The 16,989-nt window shown below is 66.6% G+C and carries 17 protein-coding genes; 16 read left to right on the top strand and 1 reads right to left on the bottom strand.

The features are described from left to right. Positions 1-339 precede the first annotated feature (339 nt). The 12 genes from I6U14_RS05605 (at position 340) to I6U14_RS05550 (ending at position 12,957) form a co-directional block, all read left to right on the top strand. On the top strand, positions 340-945 hold the full coding sequence (locus I6U14_RS05605) for a thioredoxin fold domain-containing protein (RefSeq protein WP_296897579.1): 606 nt from the start codon (positions 340-342) through the stop codon (positions 943-945). A gap of 85 nt (positions 946-1,030) precedes the next feature. Further along, positions 1,031-1,288 (top strand): conjugal transfer protein TraV, encoded by a 258-nt coding sequence (locus I6U14_RS05600; RefSeq protein ID WP_296897578.1) that lies wholly within the window; start codon positions 1,031-1,033, stop codon positions 1,286-1,288. Then, the gene (locus tag I6U14_RS05595; RefSeq protein ID WP_296897577.1) at positions 1,285-1,713 is read left to right on the top strand and encodes a TraV family lipoprotein; all 429 of its coding nucleotides are present in this window, start codon (positions 1,285-1,287) and stop codon (positions 1,711-1,713) included. Before I6U14_RS05600 ends, I6U14_RS05595 begins: the two co-directional genes overlap by 4 nt. Before the next feature lie 86 nt (positions 1,714-1,799). Continuing rightward, positions 1,800-2,162 carry a TraA family conjugative transfer protein gene (gene traA, locus I6U14_RS05590; protein ID WP_296897575.1) on the top strand — a complete coding sequence of 121 codons (363 nt, stop codon included), beginning with the start codon at positions 1,800-1,802 and terminating at the stop codon, positions 2,160-2,162. Between the two features lie 313 nt (positions 2,163-2,475). Next, entirely contained in the window at positions 2,476-4,887 is a 2,412-nt protein-coding gene (gene traC / locus I6U14_RS05585; protein WP_296897573.1) for a type IV secretion system protein TraC, read from the top strand. Continuing rightward, a complete protein-coding gene (locus I6U14_RS05580; RefSeq protein ID WP_296897572.1) occupies positions 4,884-5,258 on the top strand; it encodes a hypothetical protein in 375 nt (124 codons plus the stop codon). The genes traC and I6U14_RS05580 overlap by 4 nt, the downstream gene beginning before the upstream one ends. Further along, positions 5,255-5,788, top strand: a complete 534-nt coding sequence (lepB, locus tag I6U14_RS05575; protein WP_296897570.1) for a signal peptidase I — start codon at positions 5,255-5,257, stop codon at positions 5,786-5,788. Before I6U14_RS05580 ends, lepB begins: the two co-directional genes overlap by 4 nt. After that, complete coding sequence (locus I6U14_RS05570; RefSeq protein ID WP_296897568.1) at positions 5,763-6,998, top strand: TrbC family F-type conjugative pilus assembly protein; 1,236 nt, start codon at positions 5,763-5,765, stop codon at positions 6,996-6,998. Before lepB ends, I6U14_RS05570 begins: the two co-directional genes overlap by 26 nt. Positions 6,999-7,054: 56 nt before the next feature. Further along, a complete protein-coding gene (locus I6U14_RS05565; protein ID WP_296897580.1) occupies positions 7,055-8,017 on the top strand; it encodes a TraU family protein in 963 nt (320 codons plus the stop codon). Continuing rightward, the gene (gene traN, locus I6U14_RS05560; protein ID WP_296897566.1) at positions 7,992-11,354 is read left to right on the top strand and encodes a conjugal transfer protein TraN; all 3,363 of its coding nucleotides are present in this window, start codon (positions 7,992-7,994) and stop codon (positions 11,352-11,354) included. Before I6U14_RS05565 ends, traN begins: the two co-directional genes overlap by 26 nt. Before the next feature lie 158 nt (positions 11,355-11,512). Then, the gene (locus I6U14_RS05555; protein ID WP_296897564.1) at positions 11,513-12,400 is read left to right on the top strand and encodes a S49 family peptidase; all 888 of its coding nucleotides are present in this window, start codon (positions 11,513-11,515) and stop codon (positions 12,398-12,400) included. 2 nt (positions 12,401-12,402) lie between these two features. Beyond that, positions 12,403-12,957: a DUF2726 domain-containing protein gene (locus tag I6U14_RS05550; RefSeq protein WP_296897562.1), complete on the top strand. Its 555-nt coding sequence runs from the start codon at positions 12,403-12,405 to the stop codon at positions 12,955-12,957. Between the two features lies 1 nt (position 12,958). Here I6U14_RS05550 and I6U14_RS05545 read toward each other — a convergent pair whose 3' ends face one another. Then, positions 12,959-13,627 (bottom strand): plasmid stabilization protein, encoded by a 669-nt coding sequence (locus I6U14_RS05545; RefSeq protein WP_296897560.1) that lies wholly within the window; start codon positions 13,625-13,627, stop codon positions 12,959-12,961. A 585-nt stretch (positions 13,628-14,212) separates the two neighbouring features. Here I6U14_RS05545 and I6U14_RS05540 point away from each other — a divergent pair. The 4 genes from I6U14_RS05540 to I6U14_RS05525 all read left to right on the top strand — a co-directional run. Further along, on the top strand, positions 14,213-14,431 hold the full coding sequence (locus I6U14_RS05540) for a hypothetical protein (RefSeq protein WP_296897558.1): 219 nt from the start codon (positions 14,213-14,215) through the stop codon (positions 14,429-14,431). Between the two features lie 45 nt (positions 14,432-14,476). Then, complete coding sequence (ssb, locus tag I6U14_RS05535; RefSeq protein ID WP_296897556.1) at positions 14,477-14,932, top strand: single-stranded DNA-binding protein; 456 nt, start codon at positions 14,477-14,479, stop codon at positions 14,930-14,932. 117 nt (positions 14,933-15,049) lie between these two features. Then, positions 15,050-16,045 carry a phage recombination protein Bet gene (gene bet, locus I6U14_RS05530; RefSeq protein ID WP_296897554.1) on the top strand — a complete coding sequence of 332 codons (996 nt, stop codon included), beginning with the start codon at positions 15,050-15,052 and terminating at the stop codon, positions 16,043-16,045. Positions 16,046-16,335: 290 nt separating this feature from the next. After that, on the top strand, positions 16,336-16,989 hold a 654-nt coding region (locus tag I6U14_RS05525), incomplete at its 3' end, for a lambda-exonuclease family protein (RefSeq protein ID WP_296897552.1).

The following is a 16,989-nucleotide window of genomic DNA, read 5'->3' as shown; positions in this document are numbered from 1 at the left end:
GGTGAATGGCTTTTCCGGGGGCGCCCGCGTGCGGGACGTGGGGGCGCGACACGGAGAAAGAGCCCCCATTACCAGGCCCGGTATGGGTGGAGCGGCACGCGGGGGGCCGCGGCAACCTGTTCGCGTCACGCAAGAGGGCGGCAACCGATGGCGCACACCACCCGCAGAGTCCCCGCGCTGCTCCTGGCCGGCACACTTGTGTCGGTTGGCGTCGCGGCTGATGAGAGCGCGCGGTCACCTGACGCCTCAGATACCGCGCCCGTCGCACCCAGCCCGAGGGACGGCCTTTCCGTCCCGCAGATCTCGCGGCTGCAACGGCTCGCTGAGACGCTCAATGCCGTGGAGACGAACGGCGGAGAGCTGCTGTTCATCTCCGGCAATGGCCGGTATGTGATCCGCGGCCAAATCGCAGATCTGTGGCATGGCGCCATGATCAACTCCTACGACGAGCTGATCGCGAGGGCAGGGCGGCTGGATCTCGGGCGCATGGGGGTCGATGGCGACGCTCTGGGGGCGCTGGTCGTGGGGGCGGAGTCCGCCACACCCACCACGGTCTTCATCGACCCGCGGTGTCCGCACTGCGTGCAGCTTCTTGAGCAGCTCGACGACGAATCCCTCCTCGAGCGCCATCAGTTCGCGCTGGTGCTGCTCCCGATCCTCGGCCGAGAGTCGCAGCAAGACGCGCTGCGTCTGTCCTGTCTGGCTGAGTCCGATCCCGGTGCGGCCGTGCAAGCGCTGCTCGACGGCTCGGTAGCGGATCTCCCCCTGCCCAACGCCGCTTCGACGTGTGGTCAGGAGCCGCTGCAGCGCGCACTGGTGGCTGCCCAGATGCTTGGCATTAGCGGCACACCCTTTCTTGTCGCACCCGATGGGCGCACGCACACGGGTGCGACGGACCTCGCAGCGTGGCTGGCCGCGACCGATCACGCCGCACGTACACAGTGAGTTGTGCGGCTGCCCAACTAAAGACCACACAGCAATGTTTTTAACAGCATCTGCAATGTCTGCGGCCGGGGAAAGGAAGTCAAGGATGACGAGATACCTCGGTGTCGCGCTGTGCGCGCCGCTCTTGTTGGTCACCGGCTGCGCGGGCACAGCAGGCTCCGCGAACTACGCCTGTCCCGGCTACCCGGGACAACCCCTGTGCCTGCCCACCACCGAGATCTACCGTCTCAGCATGGGGGACGCACCGCCACCCGCAGCGGCGCCCCGCCCAAGACTGATACGCCAAGAGTATCCGCCAGCAGCGGGCTCCGGCTGGGTCTGGTCCGAGGAGATTTACCAATGAGAGCTTCGACCATCCTGGGCGTGTGCCTCCTGGCCGCAGCGCAGCTGCTGGTCGGCGGTTGCGCTGGCCACACGGGTGCCACGCGCGGCCCGGGGCAGATTGCCGATCAGCGCCCAGACGCGCTGCAGCCGCGGCGTGTCGGTCCGGCCGCGATGGAGGCCTGGATCGCGCCGTGGGAGAGCGGTGCGGGGGACCTGTACCCCGAGGCGACCGTGTACATCTCGGTCGCACCGGAGCGATGGGAGTACGCCCCGGCAGGCGGGCCGACCGTCCTGCGACCCATCCAACAGGAGGCGCGCACTGATGAGGCCTCGGCGAAGGAAGCGCCTCCCTCGCCGTCGTTGGCGCCCGACCCGCGCGCGGCGCCGACTGGAGCCGACGCGCCACGCCCGGTGATTCCCGACGGCACGCGCAGAGAAACCTGAATTCCGGACGGCGCCCCATGAGGCGACGCCCGGTGTCACCCGAGCGCAGAGCGCTCCCTTCAAACCGTCCCTAAAGGAGACTTTCCATGCAAAAGCTTGCGGCCATCAACCCCCGCAACCGCATCACGGCCCGGCAGATGAATATGGGCTTCCTGGCGCTGCTCGCGACCATGGTCGCCATCGCGAGCATCTCCGTTGCCGTGGCGGGTGGCGCCGGTGGTGTCGGCGGTACCGAGTTCCAGCCGCTCTACGACATGCTCGTCGATTGGATGACAGGCTACCTCGGCCGCGTCGTGGCGGTGGTGTTCATCATCATCGGCCTGATCGCCGGCGCTGCGCGCGGCAGCATCATGGGCTTCGCCTTGGGCGTCGCTGCCGGTATCGGCATGTTCATGGCCCCGCCTGTCATCGACGGCGTCGTTGCCGCGACGCTGCCCGTCATCGCCTGATCGTTCCCATACCACCCATCCCTGACCACGGGGACCCGGCCTTGACCATCGGGCCACGCACGACACTCGTCCCGATGCGACACCACACCGCCAGGAGACGCCTGCGCCGGCTGCCACCGGATGCGCGCCGACGAGCCATTGACGCCGGCCTCGACTGCCTCGCTCGCCAACGCACAGCCGTCGCGGTGCTCGACGCGGACGGCAACCGCCCCCCCGACACCGGGGCTGGGGTGTCCCGGGGCGTGACTGCCCCGGGCAAAGCGACCGGGGTCACCCATGACCCGCCCGTCATTCAGGTGACGAGGCCACCGCGATGAGTCATTTCAGACAGATCAACGGCGAGCGCGCCGCGGCGCTCTTTCCGGTCCTCGCGTTCGATCCGGAGACGCACCTGTTCCTGCTCGACGACCAGACGTTGGGCGCGGGCTTTCTGTGCCAGCCGCTGTCCTTCGTCGACCAGGGGCTGTTCGACCGCCTGCTCAACCTGATCAACCTGGAATGGCCCCAGGGGACACTGATGCAGATCGCCCTGTGGACCTCGCCGGACATCATCGAGCAGATGACGGATATGGAGAACCTGCGGCTCGGCTCCTACGACCCGCTGCTGCGTAGCGCCACGCAGCGCACGGCCGACTTCCTGCGTGCCGCGACTACGGATCCGCTCCCCGGATGTGCGGACACCCGCGTGCGCGACGTGCAGGTGTTGGTCTGCGTGAAGTTCCCACTCGCGGGGCACCAGCCCACCGAGCATGAGCATCGCGATGCCGTTGAGCTGGCCACCACCGCGCTGCAGGTGCTCTCCACGGCCGGCTTGCGCCCGGAGCGAATGTCAGCCGACCGTTACGTGCGCATCGTGCAGGCGCTCCTCAATTGGTCCCCGCGCGCAGGCTGGCGCGACCGTATCGTGCCGGAGTGTGCGCCGGACCTACCCATCTGCAGCCAACTGCTCGACTACGACGCGGTGATCCGGGTCGACGCCGACGGCCTGATGGTCGGTGATCAACGGATACAGACGCTCTCGATGAAGCGTTTTCCCGATCGGGCAACGTTCGGGCTGGCGATGCGGTATCTCGGAGATCCGTTCTCCGGCACCCGCGGTGTGCCGCACAACATTCTGATTACGCTGAACCTGCTGTTTCCGGACCCGGAGGTCGTCCGCATGCGCCTCAATTCCCGCTCCCAGTGGGCTGCGCACCAGACGACCGGACAACTGGCGCATTACATGCCGGGCCTGGTCCAGCGCAAGCAAGAGTACGACACGATGGAGTCGCAGTTCGATGCGGGCGACCGGCCGGTGGAGGCCTACCTCGGGATGGCGCTGTTCACGAGCGAGGAAGAGGCGTCGAAGGCGGCCAGCAACGTGCGCACCTACTGGCGCGAGCTCGGCTTCCAGGTCCTGCCGGACAGCTGCTTCAGCCTGCCGCTGCTGCTGCACTGTCTGCCATTCGGCGCGGACCGCAAAGCGATCCAGGCTCTGCAGCGATACCGCACCCTGAGCGCCTCCCACGTGGCCATCCTGGCGCCCGTCTTCGGCGACTGGAAGGGCAACGGCAGCCCTGTCGTGCAGCTCCTCGGTCGCCAGGGGCAGCTGATGAGCTTCGATCTCTACGCGCCCGGCAGCACCAACTACAACGCCGTGGTCGCAGCGGCCTCCGGCGCCGGCAAGTCGTTCTTTGCCAACGAACTCATCGCGACCAACCTGTCGGTCGGCGGGCGCGCCTGGGTGATCGACGTGGGGCGCAGCTATGAAAAGCTGTGCGATTCGCTGGAGGGGCAGTTCATCCAGTTCAGCGCCGACAGCCAGGTCGTGATCAACCCGTTCGAGCTGATCGAAGACTGGGCACAGGAGTCCGATCAGGTCGCAGGTCTGGTTGAGGCCATGGCGGCACCGAGCACGCCGCTCGAGGATTACCACCGCGCCGGCCTCAAGCGTGTGCTCAGCCGGCTGTGGAAGCAGACGGGCGCCGAGCTGGACATCGACCAAGTCGCCCAAGTGCTGCTGGAGGAGAAGGACCAACGGCTACGTGACGTCGGTGAGCAGCTCTTCCCCTTCACCACCGAAGGCGAGTACGGCCGCTTCTTCGCCGGGCACAACACGATTCGCTTCGATTCCGATCTCGTCGTACTCGAGCTCGAGGAGCTCAAAGGGCGCAAGCACCTGCAGCAGGTCGTGCTGCTGTGCCTGATCTATCAGATCCAGCAGTCGATGTACCTGGGACACCAGCATGGGGAAAGTCGGCGTCGCAAGCTGCTGATGATCGACGAGGCATGGGATCTGCTGACAGCCGGGGCCGTCGGCCACTTCGTGATGGAGGGCTACCGGCGCTTCCGCACATATTTCCGCGCTGCTGTGACCATCACGCCGTCGTTGTCAGACCTGTACGAGAACCCCAACGGCCGTGCGATTGCGTCGAACTGCTGCCATTCGCTGCTGCTCCGACAGCCATCGCAGATCATCGACCAGCTGCACGCCGAGAAACGCCTGCCGCTCGCCGATGGCGGTGTCGAGCTGCTGAAGACGGTGCACACATACCCCGGCGCCTACTCGGAGATCATGCTTTTGAGCGACGGCGGCGGGGGCATCGGCCGTCTGGTCGTCGACGACTTTCGCAAGCTGCTCTACAGCACGCAGGCGGGCGAGGTCGCAGCCATCCGCGAGCGCCGTGAGGCCGGCCTGAGCGTGGAAGAGGCCATCAACGACATCCTCGGGAGCCCGTCCACATGAGCGGGCATGACAGCGCGCCCGCCGCGGCGTCGAAGGACGCGCCGGCGCCGGGTGCCTCAAGCGCTTCCGGCTGGGTGCTCTTCTTCGCCGGCATCCTCGGCGGCGGGGCCGCCGGCTTCGCGACTGCGCAACTGGCGCTGCAGCCGGTCCGCGAAGCACTCGCCGGCAGGCCGCCCGTCGTCGTACAGGACATGGCCGCAGCCCTCGTGACCGTCGATCCAGAGGACGTGGCCGTCGCGATCGGTGAGCAACAACGCCTCGCGCGCCGCCTGGGTGAGGCGGGCGCGCTGGTCCTCGATGCAGACGCCGTACTCGCGGCGCCGGCCGTCCTGTACGTCAACCGCAAAGCGAGCGTGGAGTCGAACCGATGACCGCCCCAGAAGCCGCCCCAGAAGCCGCCTGGGAGCGCCGCCTGGCCGACACCATCCGCAAGAGTGCGCCCTGGCTGCTGCTCTTGCTCGTCCTCGGCCTGTATCTGGGCAGCCGATTCTCCGTCGGCCTGCTCATCGAGGGCTCCAACTGCATGCCCTCGCATGAGGTCTGGCTGATGGACTTCGACAACCGGACCGTCCATGCCGGGGACCCCGTCGTGTTCACGGCGGGCCTGCGCATGCAGCCGTTCTTTCGACCGGATCTGCTCGTCGTCAAACGACTGGTGGGCATACCCGGCGACCGCGTCGTCGTCGGGACCGATGTCACGACCGTCAACGGGGCGGTGGTGGGCGAAGGGCTCGATCTCGCGGCGACGCTCAAGCGCCCGCCGGAGGACTTCCACGCGGACTTTACGGTGCCCGAGGGGACGTACTTCATTCTGGGCGACACCCGCGATTCCTACGACAGCCGCTATTGGGGCCCGCTGCCAGCGGAGGCGTTACGTGGTCGCGCGTATGGCCTTTGGTAGGGCGGCAGCGCTGCTGTGCCTGGCCGCGCTGTCGGCGCCGGCCGCGGCGGAGCTGTCCGCCGAGGATCTCGACGCCCTGCGCGCGCTGCGCGATCAGGCGGCGCAGCTCCAGGAGAAGACCGGCGCGCCCCTGCCGCCTTGGCTGCAGATCTTCCCGGACCTGCCTGGCATGCAGGCCGGTCGGGAGTTGGGCGCCGTCGCAGGGGAGGGCGCGCGTGAGGCGCTGTCCGGGCAAGCCGAGGCGTGCCGGCATCTTGGCGGCAACTGCACACTGCCAGAGGATCTGGCGACAGCGGGGCAGGCGCAGGCGGCGCCGGTCGTCACCATCCTCGTCTCCCGCGCCCTCGGCGACGGGGCGCTGCGACAGATCTTCGCGGGTGCAAGCGGCAAAGCTGACACCCGCATCCTGTTCCGCGGCGTGCAACAAGGCCAATCGCTTGGGGACTTCCTCCGCGAGACGGCGGTCCTGCTGCGCGACCTCGATCCGCCGCCGAATGTCGCGATCGATCCGAGGCCATTCCAGGACTGGGGCATCAACCGCGTGCCCGTCCTGGTCCTGACGGGACCCGACGGCGAGGTCGCCCGGGTCGCCGGTCTCAGCAACCCAACCTGGCTGCGCGAGCAGGTACAGGCAGGGCGAACGGGCGACCTCGGCCAGCGTGGGCCGACGGTGGAGATCAAGGAGCCGGATATGATCGCCGAGATCCACCGGCGCATTCGCGAGATCGACTGGAATGCGCGCAAGGAACAGGCGATGGCGCGCTGGTGGGCGCGCGCCCGGTTCGAGCATCTGTCCACGGCGACACAGCCGCGCGAGCGCTTCGTCGATCCGACGCTGGAGATCTACCAAGACATTCGCGCACCGAACGGCGATTACGTCGCGCGCGCCGGCCAGCGGATCAATCCGCTCGACACGCTGCCGTTCACGCTGCGCCTGGTCGTCTTCGATGCGACCCAGCCCCAGCAGGTCCGGATGGCGCGCGAGCTTGGGGAAGCGCCCGGCGGACTCCGACCCGTCTACATCGCCACGCGGTTCGACCGCGAAGCGGGCTGGGACGGCTTCATGTCGATTGAGGACGCTCTCGACGATCCGGTGTACCTCCTCACCCCGGACCTGCGCACCCGCTTCTCCTTGGACAGGGTTCCAGCGACGGTAGAGGCACAAGGGCGCGTCTTCGTGGTGCGGGAATACCCACCACCGCGCTCATGAAGGGCTGGGTGCTCAGCGCAGCAGTGGTGGCAGGGCTGCTGGCGGCCCTGCTGGTCATGGGCCGCGCGCATGCCACCGACACCCGCTGCCCGGACGCGGAGGTCCTGAGCGCGAAGCTGATCACCGACGTCTGCTGGGCGTGCCTGTTTCCGGTGAAAATCGCGGGGCTGGAGCTGTTCGGCAGCGACAAGCCTGATCGCGCGTCCGACGCCTGGTTCTGCACCTGCGATGACCACCTGGGCGTGCCGCACTTCGGCATGGCGGTGGGCATGTGGGAGCCCGCGCGCATCATCGAGGCCGTGCACTCCCCGCGCTGCTCGCCCACGCTCGGCGGAATCCGCCTGCCGATCGGTAGTCGGCGTTTGCTTGGGACCGCGGGCGGGCGTTCAGACGACGCGGGCGACGGCGCGTTCTTCAACTATCACTGGTTCGCGTTTCCGCTGCTGATCATCCTGGAGCTTATTTGGGAGGACCGCTGCAACGCCGACGGGTACGTCGATATCGATCTGATGTACCTCTCAGAGCTGGACCCGACGTGGAACAACAGTGAGCTGGCGTTCTTCACCAATCCGGAGGCCGCGGCCTTCGCGAATCCGGTGGCGCAGGCGGCATGCCTCACGGACGGGGTGGCTGCGACCGCAGGCAATCCAATCGATGAGCTGTTCTGGTGCGCCGGCACCTGGGGATTCCTGTATCCGTTCGCCGGGAAACAGGCGGACGGCTCGCGGGTCCGCGAGAGCAGCCTGACCGTCGCCCGCTCACTGGCCGCGCTGCATCGTCGCGGCCTCGCCCGGCGCACGATGGGCAATGACGCCATGTGCAGCGCGCCGATCGACCTCTTCATCCCGAAGAGCCAGTACAAGATCACGCAATTCTACCCGCTGCCGGAAACCCAGCGCGCCCACGTCATCGGCGAGAGCCCGTTCCGCTGGGGCCAATGGCGCAGCATAGCGGGTACAGGCGAGAGCCATGTCTACATGCTGTGGCGCTGGAATGACTGCTGTGCCACGTTGTTCTGACCTGGACGCGCGGCGTCACGCGCCAAGCGTCCAGCTCGCCGTCGGCCTGCTCTGCATCGCCATCGCCTGGACCCCGTGGGCGGTGGTGTGGGGCGACGCGGTACGCGATGCGGCGTCCGACGGCCGTGACCTGGGCACCGACCTCGCCGATGCTTTCCGACCGGATGCCGGCGACGCCGGCGCCCTGCCAACGCTGTTCCAGGAAGCAGGGGGCGATCCCGCCACCTTCACTGGGCTGTATGGCCGTGATGCAGCGACGATCGGGGCAGGCCAGCAGTGGCAGCGCGACCTGCTGACGAACGACACCTTTCAGGGTGCCGCCTACCGTGCCCTGCGCGGCCCGCTCAATCGCGCACGCCCCGATTTTCGCGCCGATCCGATCTGGGCCAACACGGACTATGTCCTCGACAACTTCGCCGCGCTGACCGACGGGTTTGCGGATTGCGACACTGTGACGCGGTTCACCCAGGACACGCGGGACGCGAAGATCTCTGATATTCGCGTGTGCGAGCGACTACCGGATCTCAGCCGGCAATGCCTCACCGTGCATGACTACGACGATCCCTCTGACGTCGGCTTGATCCCGACCAATCACCATTGGGGCGACCCCATCGACTGTACTTGGTTCGAGGTGAACCGACTTGATGCGGAGATTGCGCAGCTAGAGCTGGACAAGATGACCGCCAGTTTTTGGGATAGATGGGAGATTCAACAGCAGATAGAGGCGCTGGAAGCCCAACGACCGGCACTCGTGGCGGAAGCGACGTCAAGAGTGTGTATGAGCTATTCCACCACCACCGCACACCAGGACACCGTCCTCACGTTTCGTCAGGGGGCGCATTCCACCATTGAGGAAGTCAACGCATACGTGTATCGCCATTGTGGAAACTCTTTCAGCAGGACGATGGACTTGAGCGCTCAGCTGGCCAATGGCGGCGCCTTTAATTTCTTCACCTTCTGGGATCATGACTATCTGAGCTACATTAACGAGTGGGTCGATCATCCTGATTGGATCGCCGCGGGCAGAGACCCTTACTGCGGCGGGCATTTGCCGCAATACACCGTGCGAGTCTATTTTACGAACACGATCGCTGACAGGGGATGGAGTAATCAAGCCTGCCTGGACGCGGTGACGCAGTTGGCGCAGTCAGGTATCTGCAAGGCGCCTCGGGCAACCTGCGAGGAGAGCCCGGCACTGGATGCAGAGGGATGCATGGGAGGGGAGGTTTTTCATCGACTGTGTGAGCGTGATCTGCCGGCGTCTCCGTTGCCGGGCATCTCCGCGCTATGCACCAGGGCGACCTACGCCATCGATTGCACCGGCGTCACCGCCGGCGCAGGCTCCTGCTGGATCGACCCGCAAGGCCAAGAGCAATGCCTGAGCAGCGACGGCGGCAACGAGAACACCTGCGATGCCCTCGAGGACGACCCGCAGTGCGGCTTCCTGCGGTCGCAATGCGTCGCGGGCGCGAGCGACGCCTTCGGCAACTGCTTCGTGGAGGAGGAGGTGTGGGACTGCGGTCTCGGCGTCGGCATCCCGACGCTGACGCGCGAGCAGGAGCACGACTGCGCCGGGGCGGTGCGCTGTATCGGCAACGACTGTGCGCGCTTTCCCCAGGAACAGAGCCAGGATTTCGCCAAGGCCGTGGCAGCGCTCCAAGCGCTGCAGATGATGCTTCTGGACATGGAATGCGCCGGCGCGGACTGCGTCATCTTCTCCGGCGAGGCCAACGAGTGCAAAAAGGCTGTCGGCGGCATTGTCAACTGCTGCAACGGGCCGAATGCAGGCGTTGGGCTCGGGGACTACATCACGCTCATGCTCGCCGCGAGCAAGATCGAGAACGCCATGGGGCTCGGCGTCACGGATCAGGTACGCGGTGCCTGGGAAGTGCTCGCCGGGCCGGTCGACTCGATGTGGTCGAGCGTCCAGCAAAGCTTCACATCAGTCGCCAATAGTTTGACCGGCAGCACGACAGCGGCTGCGACCGACGCGGCCGGCATGGCAGGCTTCGAGGCAACGAAGCAGCAGCTCATGAACAGCGTGGCGACCTGGACGAAGGACGTGTTCGGCCAGCCTGCGGCCGAAACCCTGTTTCAGAGTGTCGGGGGCGGCAACGCATTTGGCCCGGGCGGCGCCCTGCTCGGCGATGCGCAGCTTGCCAGCTTCCTCACGACTGCCATGCAGGCGATCCTGTGGGCCTACATGATCTACAACGTCGCGATGCTCCTTGTGCATCTCATCTGGACCTGCGAGGAAGCAGAGCTGCAGCTGTCGGCGAAGCGGGAGCTGCGCACGTGCCATTTCGTTGGCGGCTATTGCAAGGACGAATTCTTAGGCTGGTGTATTGAAAAACGCGACGCCTACTGCTGCTTCAATTCGCCCATCGCCCGCATCCTCAATGAGCAGATCCGCCCTCAGCTCGGCCGCGGTTGGGGCGCGCCTGAGCATCCGGACTGCAGCGGGATTCGGGTCAGCGATCTGGCGCGGGTCGATTGGAACCAGGTGAATCTGGACGAGTGGCTGGCCATGCTGGTGCAGTCGGGCAATTTCCCCACGCAGGCGACGCTGAACCTCGATGACCTGACCGGCGGCGGCCACATGTACGCGGTCGGCGGTCGGCCCGATGTGCGCTCCCGCACCATGGCGCGTGCGCAGGGGCTCGCTGCGGAAGCGCTGCGCGAGGAGGCGAGCGAAGAGCTCGAAAACGACGTCCTGTTGCCGGTACCAGGGTCCTTCGCAGACAGTAACGACATGGACGCGGTCGGCGGTGGCGATTGCACGGTCTCTGCAGCCGGCTCATCCGCGCAACCTGGCGTGCACAAGGAGCACCCCAGCGCCATGATCACGCCCGTCGATGTCATCGACACGACCATCACCGGGCAAATCCGGGTCGACGCGGACACCTGGGATGATGATTGGATCGGCTTTGTGGTCGGCTATCGTGATGCCGACGACTATTGGGTGGTGGATTGGCGTGCAGCGACCCAGGGCGGCCATACGGAGGGCGCCGCCCTACGCAGGGTGGACGGGGATGACGACATCGGCTTCGGGGACTGGGGGGACCACCTTGTGCGCGACGGACTCCAAGGTCCGGGGACAGGATGGCAGCCCGGTATCACCTACGCGTTCCGGTTGACCTACAGCGCACTGCGGGTGGAGCTTGCGGTACGCGCCCTATCCGGCGGTGCACTGGCCGACTGGACCACGCTCCTCGATACGTCGGCGGCGGACATCGGACTGGTTGGCGGTTTCCCCGAAGGCCGGTTCGGCTTCTTCAACTTCTCCCAGGGTGGTGTGACCTACAGCGATCTCGAAACGTCAACGGTGATTGAGTGATGCCGCTCCAGTGATGGCCTCAGTCACACCTGAATGAGTCGAATGAGAGAGGACGGATGAACGAGCAGAGCGAGCCCCACAATCGAGAAGCGAGACCAGAGCCGGGCAGCGATTTGGATCGTCTCACTGCGGCGATTGGCGGCATCGTCGACAAGTATTTGGCCGATCAGCGCAGAGCGCGCCGGTGGGGAGGCGTCTGGCGCTTTCTGATCGCGGCCTATATCGGCATCTTCCTCGGCCTGGCGCTTGTCCCGACCGTGGAAGTGCTGTTCGCGCGCACCAAGGCGCATGCCGGCCTGGTGCAGATCGACGGCGTGATCGCGCGCGACGGCGGGACGGATGTGGAGTTGGTGCGCAAGGCGCTCGCCAGCGCCTACAAGTCGCCGCGCCTCGACGCAGTGATTCTGGAGATCAACAGCCCTGGAGGCAGCCCGGTGCAGGCCGAGCGCATCACCAACGAGATTCGCCGCTGGAAGGCGAAGCGCCCGGAGATCCCCGTGATCGCGATCATTGGCGAGGTGGGCGCCAGCGCGGCGTACTTCGTCGCCGCGGCGGCGGATGCCATTGTCGCGGCGCAGTCGAGCCTGGTGGGCTCGATCGGTGTGCGCATCGACAGCTTCGGGCTTACGGGGCTGATGGAGGCTCTGGGGATCGAGCGGCGCCTGTTCACTGCGGGCGAGCACAAGGGCGCGCTGGATATGTTCTCGCCGGTGACTGAGCCGGTCGCGTCGCACGTGCAGACGATGCTCGCGGAGCTCCATGCGCAATTCATCGAGGCCGTCCGGGATGGCCGAGGGGAGCGCCTCGCCGACGACGAGACGCTGTTCTCAGGGCTGTTCTGGTCCGGCGAGCGCGCGCTCGCCCTGGGGCTGGTCGACCGTCTCGGTGACCGTGCAACCGAGCTACAGGCCCTCGATCTGGAGACCGCAGTCGATTACACCCCGAGTGACCTGATGCAGGCCATCAGCAAGGGGGTCGGCGCGGCGATGTCCGGCGTGCTGTCCGCTTGGGACGGCGGTGTCAGCGGGCGGCTGGCCGGCTTTTAGACGTGGATCACGAGTGGCTCCAGTCTGCCCGCTCGGCGACCCGGCTCGCCGAGCATGGCGCCGACGGGTTGTGGCCCGCGGTGCTGGCGGGCGCCGGCCTACTGTTGGCGCTTGCCGCCGTGGGGTGCCTGCTGGCATCGCCGCGGTACGTGCGGCAGCAGTCCTTGTTCACGCAGGCGGAGCAGAAATTCCGAGCGACCCTCGAGAAAGCCGTCGACGGGCGCTGTGCGGTCTACGCGAAGGTGCGCATGTGCGACCTGATCACCCCAGCCGGAACAGCGGGCAGACGCGGGTGGTGGCGCGCCTTCCGGCGCATCTCGAGCAAGCATGTCGACTTCGTGCTGGCGGAGCCGGATGGTGGGTTGCTGCTCGCCATCGAGCTGGACGATGCCTCGCATGAGCGAGCCGATCGTCGGGCGCGCGACAGAATGGTCGATAGAGCCTTCGCACAGGCCGGCCTGCCGCTGCTGCGGGTGCCGATGCGACGGTTGAGGGACGTTCGCTGGCTGCGTCGGGAGGCGGAGCGGCGGGCGCCAGGACTGAGCTGCGGCGCGTAGCTCAGCCGGCGGCCTTGATCCGCGCTTCCTGGAGCTCCTTCTCGGTCTCCTCTGCTTCCTTGAGCCATTCAGCCGCCTCGCCCTCGCCAGTCACCACGTCCGCGGCGCCGCTCTCGGCAGCCGCCACAATGTCATCCTGGCCTTGCTTCAGCGCTGCTGTACGCGCACGGCCCTCCAGGCGCGAAAGTTCCAGACCGAGCTGCATGAGCTGATTTCTGGCCTCGTAGACCAAATTCGACGCCTCCCGGGCCGCAACCGCGCCGTTCAGGCGCAACAGGTCCACGTGTCCGGCGAACTGGTCGAGCAAGAGCACGAGATCCGCGTAGCGCCGCAGCTGGCCCGAGCTGATCTTGAAGGTCAGCGCCATCGGTGCGCTGTACTGGATGTTGTGATCGAGGCCTGCTTCCTCGACGCGCGCACCGGCGTCCGCGATGCGCTGCTGCATGTCGGCGTGACAGCTGTCGAGCATCGTGTCGATCATCATCTCGACCTGCTCGACCTCATCCTGGTCACCAATGGCGTTCAGCACGACCTCGATGGTGTAGAGCGCGCGCGAGCAGCGCAGGAGCGTTTGGGACACCACGCGCTGCGCAGCCGCCGATTGGAGCTTGACAGGTAAGCGGATCTCAGCGCGGCTATAGCGCCTTGGGGCGATTTTGCGGGCTGACATGCGGGCCTCCGGGCATGGGACGAGAAGTGGTAGCGTAGCCAGATGCCGACCTCGCCGCCGCCGCGATAAATTGCGGAATCCGCGGCCTATTTGCTCCTGCGCGCCCCGGATTCCGTGCAGACTTGCTCGACACGCAAAACGGGTATAACATTTTCGTCACTAGAGTATTGCTATCAGCAATAAGTCTGACCGCTACGGGGTGCGGCGCCCGCCAGGGCTGTGAACCCGATTATCCATCGCTGCCCGGCACTGGGCTGGGCACCACTGGGCCACACAGGCAAGGCCCATCCTCCGGAGTCGTGCGCGGACGCCGTTCGCGAACCGGTTCTATGACCGCCGCGCTATCCAGCGACGCTGCTTGTCCGCTGCGCGCATAAGCCTGCGCGCAGGGGAGAGACGGCGATCGCCTGCCATGTTTCAAGGCTGCGCCTTGCCGTGCAGCCTGCGTGACCGCCACGGGAGCGGGGTCCGTCCTGGACCGAGAACCCGATCACCCCAAGCCGGCAGCGCCGGCCCATCCCAACCCCACGGGGAGCCACTCCCCGCTGGGGGCTTGTGCCTCCTCGTGCTAGCAGGAGGCCACCCATGATGAGACTGCGTTTACCGCGTCGTCTGAAGGCGCGGCTCTGGAAGCTCCGGGACCTTATCCGCCCGCCACGAGCGGCAGCGGTCCCGGAGGACGAAGACCCGCTTTACCAGATGTTGTCCGCGACGCCTGCCTGGTCGCGGCGCGAGGTGCTTCGCCACGCGGCGGCGCGCCAGCGCCTCGCCCAGGCGCCGCATCGCCGGCATCCAAGCGGCTAACCCACCGACCCAGCCGAACACCCCAACCAGGGGTAGGAGAGAGACATGAGCAATGGCATCAACAAAGCCATCCTTGTCGGCAATCTTGGCGCCGACCCGGAGGTCCGTTACACCCAGAACGGCGCCGCGGTCGCCAGCCTCCGCGTCGCAACCAGCGAGTCCTGGAAGGACAAGACGACCGGGCAACCGCAGGAGCGCACGGAATGGCACCGCGTATCCATCTTCGGCAAGCTCGGTGAGATCGCCGGGCAATACTTGAAGAAGGGTTCCAAGGTGTATCTCGAGGGCCGCCTGCGCACCCGGAAGTGGCAGGCCCAGGACGGTTCGGACCGCTACACCACGGAGATTGTCGTCGCCGTCGGCGGCACGATGCGGATGCTGGACGGCCGCCCGCAAGGGCCGCAAGCCCAGGACGCCCAACCGCATGCCCAGGGCACCGGGCCCGCCGGGGACTGGCAGGACCCGAACGATCCCGGCTTCGACGACGACATCCCGTTCTGACGTGCCCGAGATCGGACAAGCCGAGTAGGCCGGCGCCGCCGGCCATCACAACCCCACCGGGGAGCACATGACTCCCCGCTGGGGAGGGGTGTCTCCCTGGTTCACAGGAGACACACCATGAGCAAAAACATCGCAACACAGAACCCCGGGCCCCTGGTCCCGTGCAGACTGCCCATCGCGGCGCCCAAGCTCCAAGAGATGGGCCTCGATGCTGGCACCTGGGCGGTGCTGGTCGACAGCATCTTCCCAACAGCCAAGACGCCCGATGGCGTCATGTTGGCGGTTCGGTACTGCCAGTCCCGGGGCCTGGACCCCATGAAGCGACCCGTTCACGTGGTGCCGATGTGGTCGAAGGCGCTCGGTCGGGAGGTCGAGACGGTCTGGCCCGGCATCAACGAGCTGCAGACCACCGCGGCTCGCACCGGCCAATGGGCCGGGATGGAGCCGCCCAAGTTCGGCCCGGACAGAACCCACCAGTTCGAGGGAACAGTGAAGCGCCAAGGCGGCTTCGAGCAAGTCGTCGCCAAGGTGACCTACCCGGAGTGGGTCGAGGTCACCGTCTACAGGCTGATCGGCGGCGTCCGGTGCCCGTTCACCGAGACGGTGTTCTGGGAAGAGGCGTACGCGCGTATTGGACGGACGCCCGTCCCAAACGACATGTGGCAGAAGCGCCCCAGAGGCCAACTGCTGAAGTGCGGCAAGGCCGCCAGCCTGCGCGCCGCCTTTCCCGAGGAGGCCGGCTACACGGCCGAGGAGATGGCGGGCAGGGCGATTGACGCCGATGACCTGACCGTCATCGATGCCGACGGTGTGACGAGGGCGCCATCCAGGCCGGGGCCGTCGAAATCCACCGCCAACCCCGAGCCCGCGGGCGGTCAGAGGGCCAAGGATCCCGGGTCGGAGGGGGTGGATGCGACGTCCGTGGGCAAGGAGCTGCGCGAGCGCTTGCAAAAGCTGATCGACTTCGCGGAGGCCAAAGAAGCCTGGGGTCAGGCCCTCAATAAAGTCCGTCAGGAGCTGACCGGCATTGAGCTGGCCTACGCGGAGCAGGAGCTGCGCAAGGCCCAGCAGCGGGGCGCCTCGGCGCCCAAGGAGACGCAGGAAGCGGCCTAGCGCCGTGTCGGCCAAGGACGGCCTGAGCAATCGATCCATCCCAACCCCGACGGGGCATGCTTCCCCGTCGGGGGCGGTGTGCCCCCGTGACAGAGGAGCACACCATGAAGCATACGAACCTGCTCTCAGCCATGAGCACGATCGCCGCCTTCCTGGGGGGCGAGTTTCAGATCTACCTGCAGGAGCACCGCCTGGTCGCCCGGGTAAGTCACTGGCACGAGTGAGAGGCCTGCGGCGCAGAAACGGATTTCTGCGCCCAGACGACCGACTCAATCGAAGAGGAGCACGCGATGAGGATTATAGATATCGAGCAACGCACGCCTGATTGGCACATCTGGCGCAACCTGGGTGTGTCCGCGTCCGATGCCTCGGTGATCCTTGGACTCTCGACCGAGCTGGACCTCGCCGACGACGAAGACACGATCGCGCTGCTGCACGACTCGGTGTCTCCGTACAAGACCCCCTGGCGGTTGTGGGCGGAGAAGACCGGGCTCGTGGTCCCAGAGGATCTGTCCCGTAACCCGCACGTCCAACGCGGTCTCGCGCTGGAGGGGGCCGCGATTGCAGATTTCGAGGAGCGTCACGCGACCCTACTGCTGCCGCTCTGCGGCGAGTCGGAAGCATGTCGGGAGATCCGGGCGTCATTCGACGGCGTGGACCCCGACGGCACGCCCGTGGAGATCAAAGTGCCTTGTAGTCGCAGATACCTGGAAGTGCTCAGCCTGGGCACGAGCAGCGATCTCTACAGGCTCTACTGGCCGCAGGTGCAGACCCAGCTCTACGTGGCCGGCGCCGACAAGGGCTGGCTGGTGTTCTACCAGGGCCCCGGCGTCCACCACGAGTTCGTGGTCACTCGCGATGACCAGTTCATCGACGGGCAACTTGTGCCAGCGATGCGCGCGTTCTGGACCAAGGTTCAGAGCAACGAGGCGCCGGCTATGGAC

This window comes from Thiohalocapsa sp. (assembly GCF_019695415.1).
Classification (GTDB): domain Bacteria; phylum Pseudomonadota; class Gammaproteobacteria; order Chromatiales; family Chromatiaceae; genus Thiohalocapsa.
Note: the sequence above shows the minus strand (reverse complement) of the source record. Positions and strands in the feature narration are given on the sequence as shown.